This window comes from Caulobacter vibrioides (genome assembly GCF_002310375.3).
In the GTDB taxonomy this organism is placed as follows: domain Bacteria; phylum Pseudomonadota; class Alphaproteobacteria; order Caulobacterales; family Caulobacteraceae; genus Caulobacter; species Caulobacter vibrioides_D.
Window position 1 is genome coordinate 701355 of sequence record NZ_CP023315.3, and the last position, 13213, is coordinate 714567.

The 13213-nt window shown below is 67.6% G+C and carries 11 protein-coding genes; 10 read left to right on the top strand and 1 reads right to left on the bottom strand.

Annotated features, from left to right (window positions below; translation table 11 throughout):
- The first annotated feature begins 145 nt into the window (after positions 1-145).
- The 7 genes from CA606_RS03365 (at position 146) to phnX (ending at position 9097) form a co-directional block, all read left to right on the top strand.
- The gene (locus CA606_RS03365; RefSeq protein WP_096052392.1) at positions 146-2947 is read left to right on the top strand and encodes a TonB-dependent receptor; all 2802 of its coding nucleotides are present in this window, start codon (positions 146-148) and stop codon (positions 2945-2947) included.
- Between the two features lie 61 nt (positions 2948-3008).
- Positions 3009-3647 (top strand): sulfotransferase family 2 domain-containing protein, encoded by a 639-nt coding sequence (locus CA606_RS03370; RefSeq protein ID WP_096052391.1) that lies wholly within the window; start codon positions 3009-3011, stop codon positions 3645-3647.
- The gene (locus tag CA606_RS03375; RefSeq protein WP_096052390.1) at positions 3644-4273 is read left to right on the top strand and encodes an aspartyl/asparaginyl beta-hydroxylase domain-containing protein; all 630 of its coding nucleotides are present in this window, start codon (positions 3644-3646) and stop codon (positions 4271-4273) included. Before CA606_RS03370 ends, CA606_RS03375 begins: the two co-directional genes overlap by 4 nt.
- The gene (locus CA606_RS03380) at positions 4270-6186 is read left to right on the top strand and encodes a tetratricopeptide repeat-containing sulfotransferase family protein (RefSeq protein WP_096052389.1); all 1917 of its coding nucleotides are present in this window, start codon (positions 4270-4272) and stop codon (positions 6184-6186) included. The genes CA606_RS03375 and CA606_RS03380 overlap by 4 nt, the downstream gene beginning before the upstream one ends.
- Positions 6187-6189: 3 nt before the next feature.
- The gene (locus CA606_RS03385; protein WP_096052388.1) at positions 6190-7158 is read left to right on the top strand and encodes an aspartyl/asparaginyl beta-hydroxylase domain-containing protein; all 969 of its coding nucleotides are present in this window, start codon (positions 6190-6192) and stop codon (positions 7156-7158) included.
- Positions 7155-8288: a TIGR03364 family FAD-dependent oxidoreductase gene (locus CA606_RS03390; RefSeq protein WP_096052387.1), complete on the top strand. Its 1134-nt coding sequence runs from the start codon at positions 7155-7157 to the stop codon at positions 8286-8288. Before CA606_RS03385 ends, CA606_RS03390 begins: the two co-directional genes overlap by 4 nt.
- Positions 8285-9097: a phosphonoacetaldehyde hydrolase gene (gene phnX / locus CA606_RS03395; RefSeq protein ID WP_096052386.1), complete on the top strand. Its 813-nt coding sequence runs from the start codon at positions 8285-8287 to the stop codon at positions 9095-9097. The genes CA606_RS03390 and phnX overlap by 4 nt, the downstream gene beginning before the upstream one ends.
- Here phnX and CA606_RS03400 read toward each other — a convergent pair.
- On the bottom strand, positions 9094-9669 hold the full coding sequence (locus CA606_RS03400; RefSeq protein ID WP_096053886.1) for an HD domain-containing protein: 576 nt from the start codon (positions 9667-9669) through the stop codon (positions 9094-9096). The genes phnX and CA606_RS03400 overlap by 4 nt on opposite strands.
- A gap of 232 nt (positions 9670-9901) precedes the next feature.
- Between CA606_RS03400 and CA606_RS03405 the strand changes: the two genes are divergently transcribed.
- From CA606_RS03405 to CA606_RS03415, 3 genes are all read left to right on the top strand, one after another.
- Positions 9902-10621, top strand: a complete 720-nt coding sequence (locus CA606_RS03405) for a UTRA domain-containing protein (protein WP_096052385.1) — start codon at positions 9902-9904, stop codon at positions 10619-10621.
- A 68-nt stretch (positions 10622-10689) separates the two neighbouring features.
- Entirely contained in the window at positions 10690-12003 is a 1314-nt protein-coding gene (locus CA606_RS03410; protein WP_096052384.1) for a DUF5690 family protein, read from the top strand.
- A gap of 30 nt (positions 12004-12033) precedes the next feature.
- Complete coding sequence (locus CA606_RS03415) at positions 12034-12978, top strand: hypothetical protein (RefSeq protein ID WP_096052383.1); 945 nt, start codon at positions 12034-12036, stop codon at positions 12976-12978.
- Positions 12979-13213: the final 235 nt, after the last annotated feature.

Genomic DNA, 13213 nt, shown 5'->3' on the forward strand with positions numbered 1-13213 from the left:
CCCTTTTTCGCCGATGCGCGTGCGACTTCGCCCTCCTGGCTCGGATATCAGGAATTTTGTCTACGACTGTGCGCACTGTCACGTGGGTGTCGCTACAGCCTGCTTAAAGGCACTGGTCCATACCAGTTTGGGGCAGGGGAATATCATGTCGAAGTTGCATCCTGTTCGGGCCTGGCGTCCGAACCTGAAGAGCCTTTTGCTGTGCACGGTCACGGTCCTTGTGGCCGGCGCCAGCGCCACCGCCGCCTTTGCGCGGCAGACCTCGACCGACGCGACCGCCAGCGAGACCGTCGATGCGGTTGTCGTGACCGGCTATCGCAAGTCGCTCGCCGACGCCCGCGCCATCAAGCGCGAGTCCGTGATCCAGAAGGACGCGATCGTCGCCGAGGACATGGCCAAGTTCCCGGAACTGAACCTGGCCGAGTCGCTGCAGCGCCTGCCGGGCGTGCAGATCAACCGCGAGGCCGGCGAAGGTCGCCGCATCTCGCTGCGGGGTCTGGGGCCTGACTTCGCCCGCGTTCAGCTGAACGGCATGGAAGTGCTGGGCAATGTCGACTCGGCCCAGGACAGCCGTGGCCAGCGTTCGCGCGACCGCGCCTTCGACTTCAACATCTTCGCTTCGGAACTGTTCTCGCGGGTCGAGGTCGAGAAGACCTTCGAAGCCGCGCAGAACGAGGGCGGCATGGCCGGCACCGTCGGCCTCTTCACCGGCAAGCCGTTCGACTACAAGCCCGGCTCCAAGGGCGCGCTGTCGCTGAAGCTCGGCACCAACGAATACACCAAGGACACCCAGCCGCGCATCGCGGCGCTGTTCAGCCACAACTGGGACAACCGTTTCGGCGCTCTGGTCTCGGTGGCCTACGCCAAGCGCAAGACGACCGAACAGGGCCACAACACCTATAACTACAGCCGCCCCAGCGCCTCGACGATGACATCGCTGGTCGCCAAAGGCCTGGACATCTCCAAGCTCAGCGCCGCCCAGCAGGCCAAGTTCCAGTCCGGCGATCTCTATTTCGCAGACGGCAACCGCATCTCGTCCTGGAACGCCGAGATGGAGCGCCTGGGCCTGACGGCCGCGCTGCAGTGGAAGCCCGTCGACAACCTGTTGCTGACGCTGGACGCCCTGCACGGCCGCTTCACCACCAAGCGCGACGAGCTGCATCTGGCCACGCGCCCGCTGGCGTCCACGGGCTCGGTGGCGTTTGACACCGCCGCGGCGACGATCTGGCCGAGCGCGTTCCAGAAGTCGTCGGTGATCAACAGCCTCGCCTACGACAGCAACGGCTATGTCACTGCGATCGACGTCACCGGCACGACCTTCGGCAGCGAGCATCGCCGCTCGCTGAACAAGAACCGCTTCAACCAGCTGGCCCTGACCGGCAAGTGGGACGCCTCGGACCGCCTCGTGGTCGACGGCCATGTCGGCTACGAGAAGTCCACCTACAAGACGCCCTACGACGACAAGCTCTATATGCGCGCCAAGGGCAATCTGATCGCCAATTTCGGCGCGGACGGCCGATCGGCCTCGTTCCAGTATCCGAACTGGGATCCGACCAACGCGGCCAACTACGCGATGGACTCGTTCTACTACCGCAGCTTCTACAACGAGTCCGAACTGCGCGAGGGCGTGCTGAACGCGCGTTACGAACTGTCGGAAACCCTGACCCTGCGCGCCGGTGTGGCCTATCACCGCTTCCAGCAGGACGGTCGTGACCTGTTCTACGACGACAACGTCAACGGCACCCGCAGCAAGATGCGCGGCACGTCGGCGGGGGACGTCACCTCGGTGTTCAGCAACGACTTCGGTTCCTGGCTGATCGGCGACTACGGCAAGGCCTTCGCCAAGTACAAGGAGTATCACCGCCTTGGCCCGAACACCGACGGGACCGGCGGCGCGCTCCAGGACATCGAGAACGTCTACACGACCACCGAAGAGACCGTGTCCGAGTACGTTCAGCTGGACTGGGATCACGAGCTGTTCGGCAAGAGCTTCCGGGGCAATGTCGGCCTGCGCGGCTATCAGACCGACACCCACAGCACCGGCTGGATCCAGGGCGACAGCTACGCCTATCTGGGCACGACCGATGTGAAGGGCAGCTATTCGGGCGTTCTGCCGGCGCTCAACACCGTGCTCGAACTGACGCCCGAGGTTCAGGTTCGCTTCTCGGCCAGCCAGAACCTCAACCGTCCCGGCATGGGGTCGATGGCCGCCGAGGGCAGCGCGTTCAAGGATTCGGACTCGGGCGTCATCACCGCCTCGCGCGGCAATCCGAACCTGAAGCCGTATAAGGACAATACGCTGGACGTGTCGGTCGAGTACTACTTCGGCAAGGTCGGCCTGCTGTCGGCCAGCGTGTTCCACAAGAGCATCAAGAACTTCATCGGCTCCCAAACCCTTGAGAACGTGCCGTTCAGCCAGACCGGCGTGCCCTTCACCACGATCCCGGGCGCGACGGCCAGCACGATCGTCAAGGAATTCTCGATGCCGGTGAACATCCCGGGCACCAAGAAGCTGACGGGTGTGGAACTGGCCGCGCAGGCCGAGTTCTCGTTCCTGCCCGCGCCGTTCGACAAGCTGGGCGCGGTCGCCAACTACACCTATGTCGACGCCGACGAGGCGCTGACCGGCATCTCCAAGACCAGCTACAACGCCACGCTCTACTACGAGACCGATCGTTGGGGTCTGCGCGGCTCGCTCAGCCACCGCAACCGCTGGTACACCGGGCGCAGCGACTCCCCGATGAGCGCCAGCACCCGCGGGTTCGAGGGCTCCACCTATGTGGACGCCGCAGCGTTCTACAACATCACGGATGCGCTGCAGATCTCGCTGGATGCGGTCAACCTGACCAACCAGAAGGACACCCAGTTCTGGGGTCAGAACCGCTATCTCTATAACCAGAACCAGAGCGGTTCGACCTACATGTTGGGTCTCAGCTACAAGTTCTAATCAGGACCACGGACGGCGCCTCGCTCTTCGAGCGGGGCGCTTTTCCGTGCGCGCGGCTAATATGATCGTTTCCCACCGACACCGCTTCATCTTCGCCGCTGTGCCCAAGACCGGCACCCACGCGGTGCGACAGGCCCTGCGTGAGCAGATGGGAGACGAGGACGTCGAGCAGGTCGGCCTGTTCGTCAACAAGCGCTTTCCCTGGGCTGATCTGGCGGCGATCCAGCACGGCCATCTGTCGCTGCGCCAGGTGCGTCCCTACCTCGGCGACGAGGCCTTCGCGGCCTATTTCAAATTCGCCTTCGTGCGCAATCCCTTCGACCGGTTCGTCTCGTACTGCGCCTTCATGCTGCGCGGCGGCGACGTCTTTCAGCGCCAGCCCCGCGAGGCGATGCGCCATTTCCTGTTCGTGGACCCGCCCGAGGGCCATATCCTGTTCCAGCCGCAGGCCGCGCTGCTGGTCGATGACGACGGCCAGACCCTGCTGGCCGATCAGGTCGGGCGGGTCGAGGACATGCAGGGCTCCTACGACGCCCTCTGCGCGCGGATCGGGATCGCTTCGCGCCCGCTGGACCGGGTCAACGGTACCCGGCACGAAGACTATCGCGCCTATTACGACCAGACGCTGATCGACGGCGTCGCCGCCCGCTACGCCCAGGATCTGGCGCTGTTCGGCTACGACTTCGAGGGGGTGCGATGAACGACGCGCGGCGCGAGTTGACGGGCAATCCTCGCAAGACCAAGGCGGTCCGTGGGCTGGGTTCGATAGACATTACGGCCCTGCGCGCCGCCGTCCTGGCGATCCCCGAGGATGTCTGGGCCGCCGAGAACGCCGCCAAGCCCAACAAGTTCGAGGTGCTGGATACGACCCGGCACATCGTCTTTCGCTTCATCGACAGCCCACGTGACTGGCGCGCCTCGCACGATCGCTCGGCCTGGACGCCCTGGCGGCGCCTGCTGGAGCCGGTGCTGGCGGAGGCCGTCCGCGACTACGGCTATGCGCGGGGCGTCTTTCCCCGGGTGATGCTGGCCAGGATGCCGGCGGGCGGGGTGATCCATCCGCATATCGACGCCAATCCCGCCGCCAAATGGCCGCACAAGATCCACGTGCCGCTGACGACCAATCCGGCCGTGGTGTCGTTCTTCGGCGGGGCCGAGCATCACTTCCCGGTCGGCGAGGCGGTCGAGGTCGACAATCTGGGACCGCACTGGGTGCGCAACGACGGCGAGACCGACCGCATCCATCTGATCTTCGAATACTATGACGCCGACCAGCCCGACCCCGACTGGCTGGCGCCTTTGCTGAGCGCGAGCGCCGCATCTTGATCCCGTCCCAAGACCTGGAGGCGCGAGAGGCCCTGTTGCGCGAGGCCCGCGCGCTGCGTGAGCGGCGGCGGATCCCCGAAGCCCTGGCGATGCTGGAGCGCCTGCGCGATCAGCACCCGCGCTTCAGTCGCCTCCACCAGGAGCGGGGACACGGCCTGATCGCTCTGGGCGATGGCGCGGCGGCCATAGCCGCCTTGGAGGAGGCGGTCGCGCTGAACCCGGCGCTTCCGGCCTGCTGGGACATGCTGGAGCAGCTATATCGCCTGCGCGGCGATCTGGCCGAGGCCGGCGTCGCGGCCCAGCGTCTGGCCACGCTGCAGCAGCTTCCGCCACCGATCGTCGTGGCCCAAAGCCTGCTCGCCGATGGTGACCTTGAGCCGGCGGAAGAGGTTCTGACGGACCATCTGCGCGTAGCCGGCGAGACCGTCGGAGCTTTGCGCCTGCTGGCGCGCATCCGCCTGGAGCGCGGCGCGCTGGCGCAGGCCGAAGCCCTTCTGGCGGCGATCCTTGATCAGGCGCCGGACTATCACGAGACGCGCTTCGACTACGCCATGGCCTTGCTGCAAGGGCAGAAGCACCTTCTGGCGCGGCGGGAAGCCGAGCGGCTGTTGGCCCTCGCGCCCGGCGACCGAGAATACCGGAAGCTCTACGGCGCGGCCTGCCTTGGCCTTGGCGATTTCGAGCCCGTCATCGACCTCTATGCGGGCCTGTTGGCGGGACCTTGTCAGTCGGCGGACGAAGTCGCCGACCTGAGGCTATGGCGGGCCAACGCTCTGAAGGCGATGGGGCGTGGCGCCGAGGCCGTCGCCGACTATCGTGCGGCCCTATCCGAGCGGCCCGACCACGGGGTCGCCTGGTTCAGCCTGGCCAATCTCAAGACCCATCGCTTCACCGACGACGACATGGCCCGCATGAAAGCCGCCGAGGCTCGACCCGGGCAAAATGACATGGACCGCGTCTATCTGCGTTTCGCGCTCGGAAAGGCGCTCGAGGACCAAGGTGACTACGCAGCGTCGTGGGGCTTCTACGCGCGGGGCAACGCGCTACGGCGCGCCTCCAGCCGGTATCGCCAGGATATCGCCGAACGCTGCGCCGAGCGTCTGAAGGCGACTTTGACGGCGGACGTCTTTGCGCGCCGCGCGGGCTGCGGCGTCGATCATCCAGCGCCGATCTTTGTCCTCGGTCTGCCGCGGTCGGGCTCTACGCTGATTGAGCAGATTCTGGCGTCCCATTCCCAGGTCGAGGGGACGCACGAGCTGACCGAGATCGGCCGCTATGCGGGCGAGCTGTGCGGTCTTGATCCCGACTGCGGCCTGCCGGCCGATCCCGCCGCGCTGCTGGACCTGACCGCCGCGCAGGCGCGCGCGCTGGGCGAACGGTTCCTGGACGAGACGCGCGCCTATCGCCGCCTGGTGCGACCGTTCTTCATCGACAAGATGCCCAACAATTTCTGGCACATCGGGCTGATCCACCTGATCCTGCCGCGTGCGACGATCCTCGACGTGCGGCGCGAGCCGATGGCCTGCTGTTTCAGCAACTTCAAGCAGCTGTTCGGGATGGCCAACCAGGAGTTCACCTACGGCCTGGACGACATCGCCGGCTACTATCGGATCTATCTTGATCTCATGCGCCACTGGGACGCCGTTCTGCCCGGCCGCGTGCTTTCCGTTCCGTACGAGGACGTGGTCGAGGACCTGGAAGCCGCCACGCGCCGCATGCTCGCCCATGGCGGGCTGGCGTTCGAGCCGTCGTGCTTGAGCTTCCACCAGACCCGTCGCGGCATCCGCACGCCCAGCTCCGAACAGGTGCGCCAGCCCATCGGGCGAGACGGACTGGAGCAATGGAAGCACTATGCGTCCTGGCTTGATCCGCTGCGTGCGGCCTTGGGCGATGCGCTGATGGAGGCGGGCTGACCCATGCGGCTCTCACGACCGTTCTTTCAACTGCCCCTCTTGTTCGATGTCGCGCGGTTGCAGGCCGAGGTCGCCGCCTTGCCGCCGCAGGCTTGGGTGGCGCATCCGGACCAGGTGCCCGGCAACAGCGCCGCGCGGCTGATCAGCGCCGGCGGGGCCGAAACCGACGCCGTCCATGGACGCATGGCGCCGACGCCCTGGCTTGAGGCCATGCCCTATCTGAAGCAGGTCCTGGCGGGCTTTGGGGTCGTCTGGAGCCGCTCGCGGCTGATGCGCCTGGCGCCGGGCGCGGGCGTGCCGGAACACGCCGACATCAACTATCACTGGCACACGCGCGTGAGGCTGCACATTCCGGTCCTGACCTGGCCGGAGGTCCGCTTCCATTGCGACGGCGAGGCCGTTCACATGGGCGCCGGCGAGGCCTGGGTCTTCGACAACTGGCGCCGACACCATGTCGAGAACAACGCCGACGGCGAGCGGATCCACCTGGTTGCCGACACCACCGGCACGGCCGCCTTCTGGCGGTTCGTCCAGGCCGCCAAGCCGCCGCGCGATCAGTGGCGCAAGGTCGGCTGGGAGCCGAGCGCGGATCATCCGCTGCTGACCGAGGTCAATCCACGCTCGCCCATCATGCCGGCGGCCGAGGTCCAGTGGCTGCTGGACGATCTGCGCGCTGAGTTGGTTGTCGCCGTCGACGGTCCCGAGGCGCGCGCCCGCATCGGGCGGTTCGGCCAGCTTCTGGAGAGTTTCGCGCTCGACTGGCGACAGCTGTGCGCCCTTCACGGCGTCGATGGGGTCGCGGCTCCGGAATTCCAGCATCTCGCGATGGCGATCCGCGAAGCGGCGCGTCCCTTGTCGGAGGGCCTGGTCATGCGCACCAATGGCGTCAGCGCGCTGCTGGTGCTGGAGAAGCGGGTGCTGCAGCATCTGGTCGCCGAAGACGCGGCGGGCCAACGGGAAGGTTTGTCTTGAAGCAAGGTTTCGACGTCGCCGTCGTCGGCGCGGGTATTGTGGGACTGGCCCACGCCCTGGCCGCCGCGCGGCTGGGCAAGCGGGTCGTCGTCGTGGATCGCGACGCCCAGGCCAACGGCGCCTCGGTGCGCAATTTCGGCTTCGTGACCGTGACCGGCCAGGAGCGCGGCGCGGTCTGGAGCCACGCGCGCCGCTCGGCGGACGTCTGGCGCGAGGTCGCGGCCGCGGCCGGCGTCGAGGTCCTTCAGCGCGGCCTGACGATGGTCGCGCGGCGTCCCGAAGCCAAGGCGGTCCTGGAAGCCTTTCTGGAAACCGAAATGTCCGAGGGGTGCGCCTGGCGCGATGTCGGGGGGCTGGGAGATCAGTTGCCGGTGAGCGGGCAGGTTCTCGGCGGTCTGCTCAGCAGCGTCGACCTGCGCGTGGAGTCGCGCACCGCCATCCCCCGCGTCGCGGCCTGGCTGGAGGCGGCGCGGGGCGTCACCTTCCTGCGCGGCGTGGCTGTGCGCAGTGTCGAGACCGGACGGCTGGAGACCTCTTCGGGCGTCATCGAGGCCGACGCCATCGTCGTCTGTCCGGGCGATGATCTTGTGACCCTATTTCCCGACGCTTTCGCGCGGGCGGGCGTTACGCGCTGCAAGCTGCAGATGCTGCGGCTGGCCGCGCCGGGCTGGCGGCTGCCGTCGCCGGTCATGTCCGACCTCGGCCTCGTTCGCTATCTTGGCTATGCCGACCTGCCGGAGGCTGCGGCTGTGCGCGCGCGCCTCGAGGCCGAGCAGGCCGCGCATCTGGAGCATGGCGTCCACCTGATCGTCGCCCAGAGCGCCGACGGCTCGCTGGTGGTCGGCGACAGCCATCACTATGCGCCAACGCCCGATCCCTTCGCCCGCGACGATGTCGACGCCCTGATCCTGGACGAGTTCACGCAGGTGTTCGGCCAGGCGCCGCCGGCGGTGCTGGAACGCTGGACCGGGACCTACGCCTCGGCCGCCGGGCATAGCCTGGTCGAGACGCCCATGCCGAACGTGCGGCTTGTCGTGGTCACCGGCGGCACCGGCGCCTCGACCGGCTTTGGTCTGGCCGAGACGGTCGTCGCCGACCTGTTTGACCTTCCCCAAGGAGCCTTCGCGTGACCCAAAGCCCAATCCAGGCCGTTGTCTTCGACTGGGCCGGCACGATGGTGGACTTCGGCTGCCGCGCGCCGGTGCTGGCCTTGCTGGAGGTGTTCGCCGAGGCCGGCGTCGAGATCAACGAGGCTGAGGCGCGGCGCGACATGGGGCGAGCCAAGCGTGATCATATCCGCGCCCTGTTGGCGGCGCCGCGCGTGGCCGAAGCCTGGCGCGCGCGCCATGGCCAAGCCAGCGACGAGGCCGACGTCGATCGTCTGCATGACGCGGTCGAGCCCAAGATGCGCGCGGCCGCGCGAGACTGCGCCGCCTTGATCCCGGGGGCGACGCCTCTGGTCGCCGATCTGCGCGCGCGCGGCGTCCGGATCGGTTCGAGCACCGGCTATACGCGTGCGATGATGACCGACATCCTGCCGCTGGCCGCCGATCAGGGCTACGCGCCGGACGTCGTGATCTGCGCCGGCGAGACGAACGAGGGGCGTCCCTCGCCGCTGATGATGTGGAAGGCGCTCGTAGACCTGGGAGCCTGGCCGGCCCGGGCGTGCGTCAAGGTCGACGATGCGGTCGTGGGGATCTCCGAAGGGCTTGAGGCCGGCGCCTGGACCATCGGGCTCTCGGCGTCGGGCAATGGCGTGGGCCTGAGCGAGGCGGCGCTGGCCGGTTTGCCGGCCGAGGACCGCGCCGCCCGCGTCGCGGCGTCCGCCAAGGCTCTGTGGGACGCCGGCGCGCACTATGTGGTCGAAACGATCGCCGAGCTAGGCCCGGCGCTGGCCGAGATCGAAGCGCGGATCGCGCGGGGCGAGCGACCCAGCTAGATCTTTCCGGCCTGGTCGATCAGGCCGCGCATCAGGTCGTGATAGCTCTCGAAACTCGCGACGTCGGCGTCCAGATCCTTGCCGGCCTCGTCATAGCTGCGGAGCTTCTGCGCGGCGGCGGCGTAGGGATCGGCCAGGAAGACCTTGATCTCGTCGGGGCCCATCGGGCCGCCCTGCAAAGCCAGGCTCTGCTGAGACGCATAGCTGAGGCGGCTGGCGTAGGCGGGGTCCACGGCGACGCGATAGCGCTTGGCCGCCACATGCAGGCGGATCGGCTCGGTCACATCGGGACCAAAGGCGCGGGCCAGATAGCCGGCCCCGATCTGCTCGTGGCGGGTGTCGATGCCCCGGTCGGCGGCGTCCTCGCCGAACTTCTGCATCAGATGGCCGATGTCGTGCAGCAGGGCGGCGGCGACCAGGGCGGGCGAGGCGCCGTCCAGCCTGGCGTGCAGCGCCGTCTGCAGGGCGTGCTCCATCTGGGTGACGTCCTCGCCATAGTGCAGGTCGCCCAGGCGCGAGAACAGGTCGGTGATCTCAGTCAGGAAGGCGTCGGCCGAGGCGCTGGAGGTCATGCGATATCCGTCAAACCGTGGCCGCCAGGCGTCGGCGACCAAAGCGGCGCTCCGCTAGCACGGTCCGCCTCTGTAATCAATTTTGGTATAGACCAGATTGAGGCGCTGAATGACGAATCTTTCGTGACACGACATTGAGCGCCCGATGATGACCCATAGGGTTCCTTGACCCGGGGGCGCCCCCCTCACATCCTTGGACTTGGCGGGATTCGACCGCCGACTAGGTCGTTTGATGCAACAGCCCGACAGTCTCCAGTATATCGGCGTGCGCGACGACATCGCCGCGCGCATCACGGCTGGAGCGTTTAAGCCGGGCGAGCGGCTGCCCTCCGAACGTCAGTTGCAGATCGGCGGCGGCGTCGCCCGCGGCACGGTGCGCGAGGCCCTGTTCCAGCTCGAGGCCGAGGGCATCATCTACCGCAAGGATCGCAGCGGCTGGTACGTCTCGCCGCCGCCGGTGGTCTATGACCCGACCCGCTGGGAAGGCTTCATGTCCTATGTCGAGGCGCAGGGACGGCGGCCCGAGACCGAAACCCTCAGCAAGGTCGAGATCGCCTGCGACGGCGTACTGTCCCAGATCTTCTCGCGTCCGGTCGGGTCGCCGATGTACTGGATCCACCGGCGTCGCTCGATCGACGGCCGGGCGGTGCTGATCGAGAGCATCATCGTCGACGCGGCCCGCGCGCCGGGCCTGATCGAGCACGATCTGAACGGCTCCCTGACCAGCGTCCTGAAGTCGGTCTATGGCATCGGCGTCGCGCGCAACAAGGTCGACATGCGGCCCTGCGCCCTGACGCGCGGCGAGGCCGAGGCCCTGCGTGTGAAGTCGGGCCTGCCGGGCCTGAGCCTGATGCGCACCTGCTACGACGCCCAGGGCAATGTGGTCGAGTACGATCAGGAATACTGGCGTCACGACGCCCTGACCGTGAGCGTGGACATCCGCGTCCGATAGCGTCTTGGCGCGTCATCGAGCCGACATTTACGTGGTATAGACCAGAGCGCTCCACAAGGGGCGTTCCCATGACATCTGGTCCTCGGCGCTGGCTCGAACACGCCCATCCGCTGGCTTTCGCCCTGTTCGCGGGCCTGGCGGGGTTCTGCGCCTATTTCTCGATGTACGCCTTTCGCAAGCCCTTCGCGGCGGCGACCTTCGGCGTGGTCGAGGGCTGGAGCTTTGCGATCGACTACAAGATCGCGCTCGTCCTGGCCCAGGTGATCGGCTACGCGCTGTCCAAGTTCATCGGCGTCAAGGTCATCTCGGAGATCGCGCCCGCGCGCCGGGGCGCGGCCATCCTGGTGTTGATCGGCGCGTCCTGGCTCGCCTTGCTGGCCTTCGCGGTGGTTCCCGCGCCGTGGAACGTCCTGGCCCTGTTCCTGAACGGCCTGCCGCTGGGCATGATCTGGGGCCTGGTGTTCGGCTACATGGAGGGACGGCGGACCTCCGAGGTGCTGGGCGCCATCCTGTGCGCCAGCTTCATCCTGTCGTCCGGCGTCGTGAAGTCGGTCGGCAAGTGGCTGATGAGCGATCTGGACGTTTCGGCCTTCTGGATGCCCGCCGCCACCGGCGCGGTGTTCATGCCGCTGCTGGCCGTCTCGGTCTGGGCGCTGACCCAGCTGCCGCCGCCCAGCGCCGAGGACGAGGCCGCCCGCGTGCGCCGCCAGCCCATGGACCGCGCCCAGCGCCGCGCGTTCCTGGCGACCTACGCCCCCGGGATCGCCCTGCTGGTGCTGTCCTACATCCTGCTGACGGCGCTTCGGGACTTCCGCGACAACTTCGCCGCCGAGATCTGGGCGGCCCTGGGCTTTGGCCAGGCCTCGGACGTCTTCACCGCCAGCGAGCTGCCGGTGGCGGTGATCGCCCTGGCCGTCCTGGGCGCGGTCATGCTGGTGCGCGACAATCTCCGCGCGCTCTTGGTGATGCATGGCGTCATCCTGGCGGGCTTCGTCGTGCTGGGCCTGTCGACCCTGGCCTTCCAGGCGCAGATGCTCTCGCCGCTGGCCTGGATGATCCTGACGGGCGCGGGTCTCTACATGGCCTATACGCCGTTCAACGCCATGCTGTTCGACCGCATGGTCGCCTATAGCGGCCAAGTCGGCACGGCGGGCTTTCTGATCTATGTGGCGGACGCCTCGGGCTATCTGGGCAGCGTCGCCCTGCTGATCTGGCGCAACCTGGCCATGGTCGCCCTGGACTGGCTGAACTTCTTCGTGGCCAGCATCTACGCCACAAGCCTGGTGGGCGCGGTGTGTACGATCCTGGCCGGGATCTACTTCCTGCGCCGTCGGCAGAGTTCGCCAGAGCAGGCCGTCATTTCGGCTAGCTCTGTTATTTGAAATGCAACCTTACGGCGCTATAGCAGGCCAATGCTTGCTGATGATACCGGTATCCCGGTCGATCTGACCTGTCTTGACGAAGCGTTCGCCCAACGCATGCCCGCCGAGGAGTGGGCGCGGATCAAGGTCATTCGCGACGCGCCGACCCTGTTCGACGCGCTGGACGTCAACCACGCCCTGCTGTCGCCCTACTATGCCGACCACCTGCTGCTGAACAAGGTCGTCACCGAGGGGCGGCGGTTCGAGATGCTGGTCTATCTGCTGTATCTGGAGGCCACGGTCAGCGCTGAGGATCCGCGCAGCGGCCTGACCAACGCCAACTTCCGGCGGATCTGCGTGCGCCAGAACGTCTGCAGCCCCAACCGCGCCTCGGTCGTGCTGGGCATCATGCGGCTGGCCGGCTTCGTCACCGACGCCAGGGACGACGGCGGCGATGCGCGGGTCGCGCGCCTGGCCGTCACGCCCAAGTTCATGGAGACGGTCGAGGGCTGGAACCAGGCGATGCTGACCTTTGTCGACGCCGCCGTGCCGGGCGATGACCTGGCCGGCGCCCATGCCCGCATCCCGGGCCTGGGGCGCGGCATGCGGATCAATGGCGGGCGCGCGCTGCTGGACGGCTGGCACCTGCTGCCGCCGTTCCCCGAGGCGCGGATGATGATCGACCGCGACGGCGGCTGGATGCTGCTGATGCACCTGGCCTATGAAAGCCTGCGCCAGGGGCAAAGGCGCGTCATCGCCCCGGTCTCGGTCGACCTCGCCGCCTTTGGCCGGCGGTTTGGCGTGTCGCGCTCGCACCTGCGCCGGCTGCTGGAAGAGGTGCATCAGGCGGGCCTATTAGCCGCGCCGCCCCGCAACGGCGCCCACATCCAGCTGACCCCCCAGCTGCTGGCCTCGTACATGACGTGCCTGGCGTCCGAGATCGACTTCTATCGCCGCATGACCCTGGCGGCCCTGGCCGACCTGCAACCGGCCTGACTCCCCCGCCCGCACCGCTAGAGGCCCGATCCACCCAAAATTGGACAGCCCGCCGATCTTGGCGGATTCCCGCGCTTCTGGATAAGAGGCGAGGGCGGCTTGCGGCGGCGTGAGCCGGGCGCAGGCGGGTGTCGCGGGCGCTCGGCTGGCCACAGGCGAGCGGCCGGCGCGGCCGGCTGCGGCGGGGCGAAATCCGGCGAAAACCGCGCTTTTCCCGACCTCGCCGGCGGGCGCG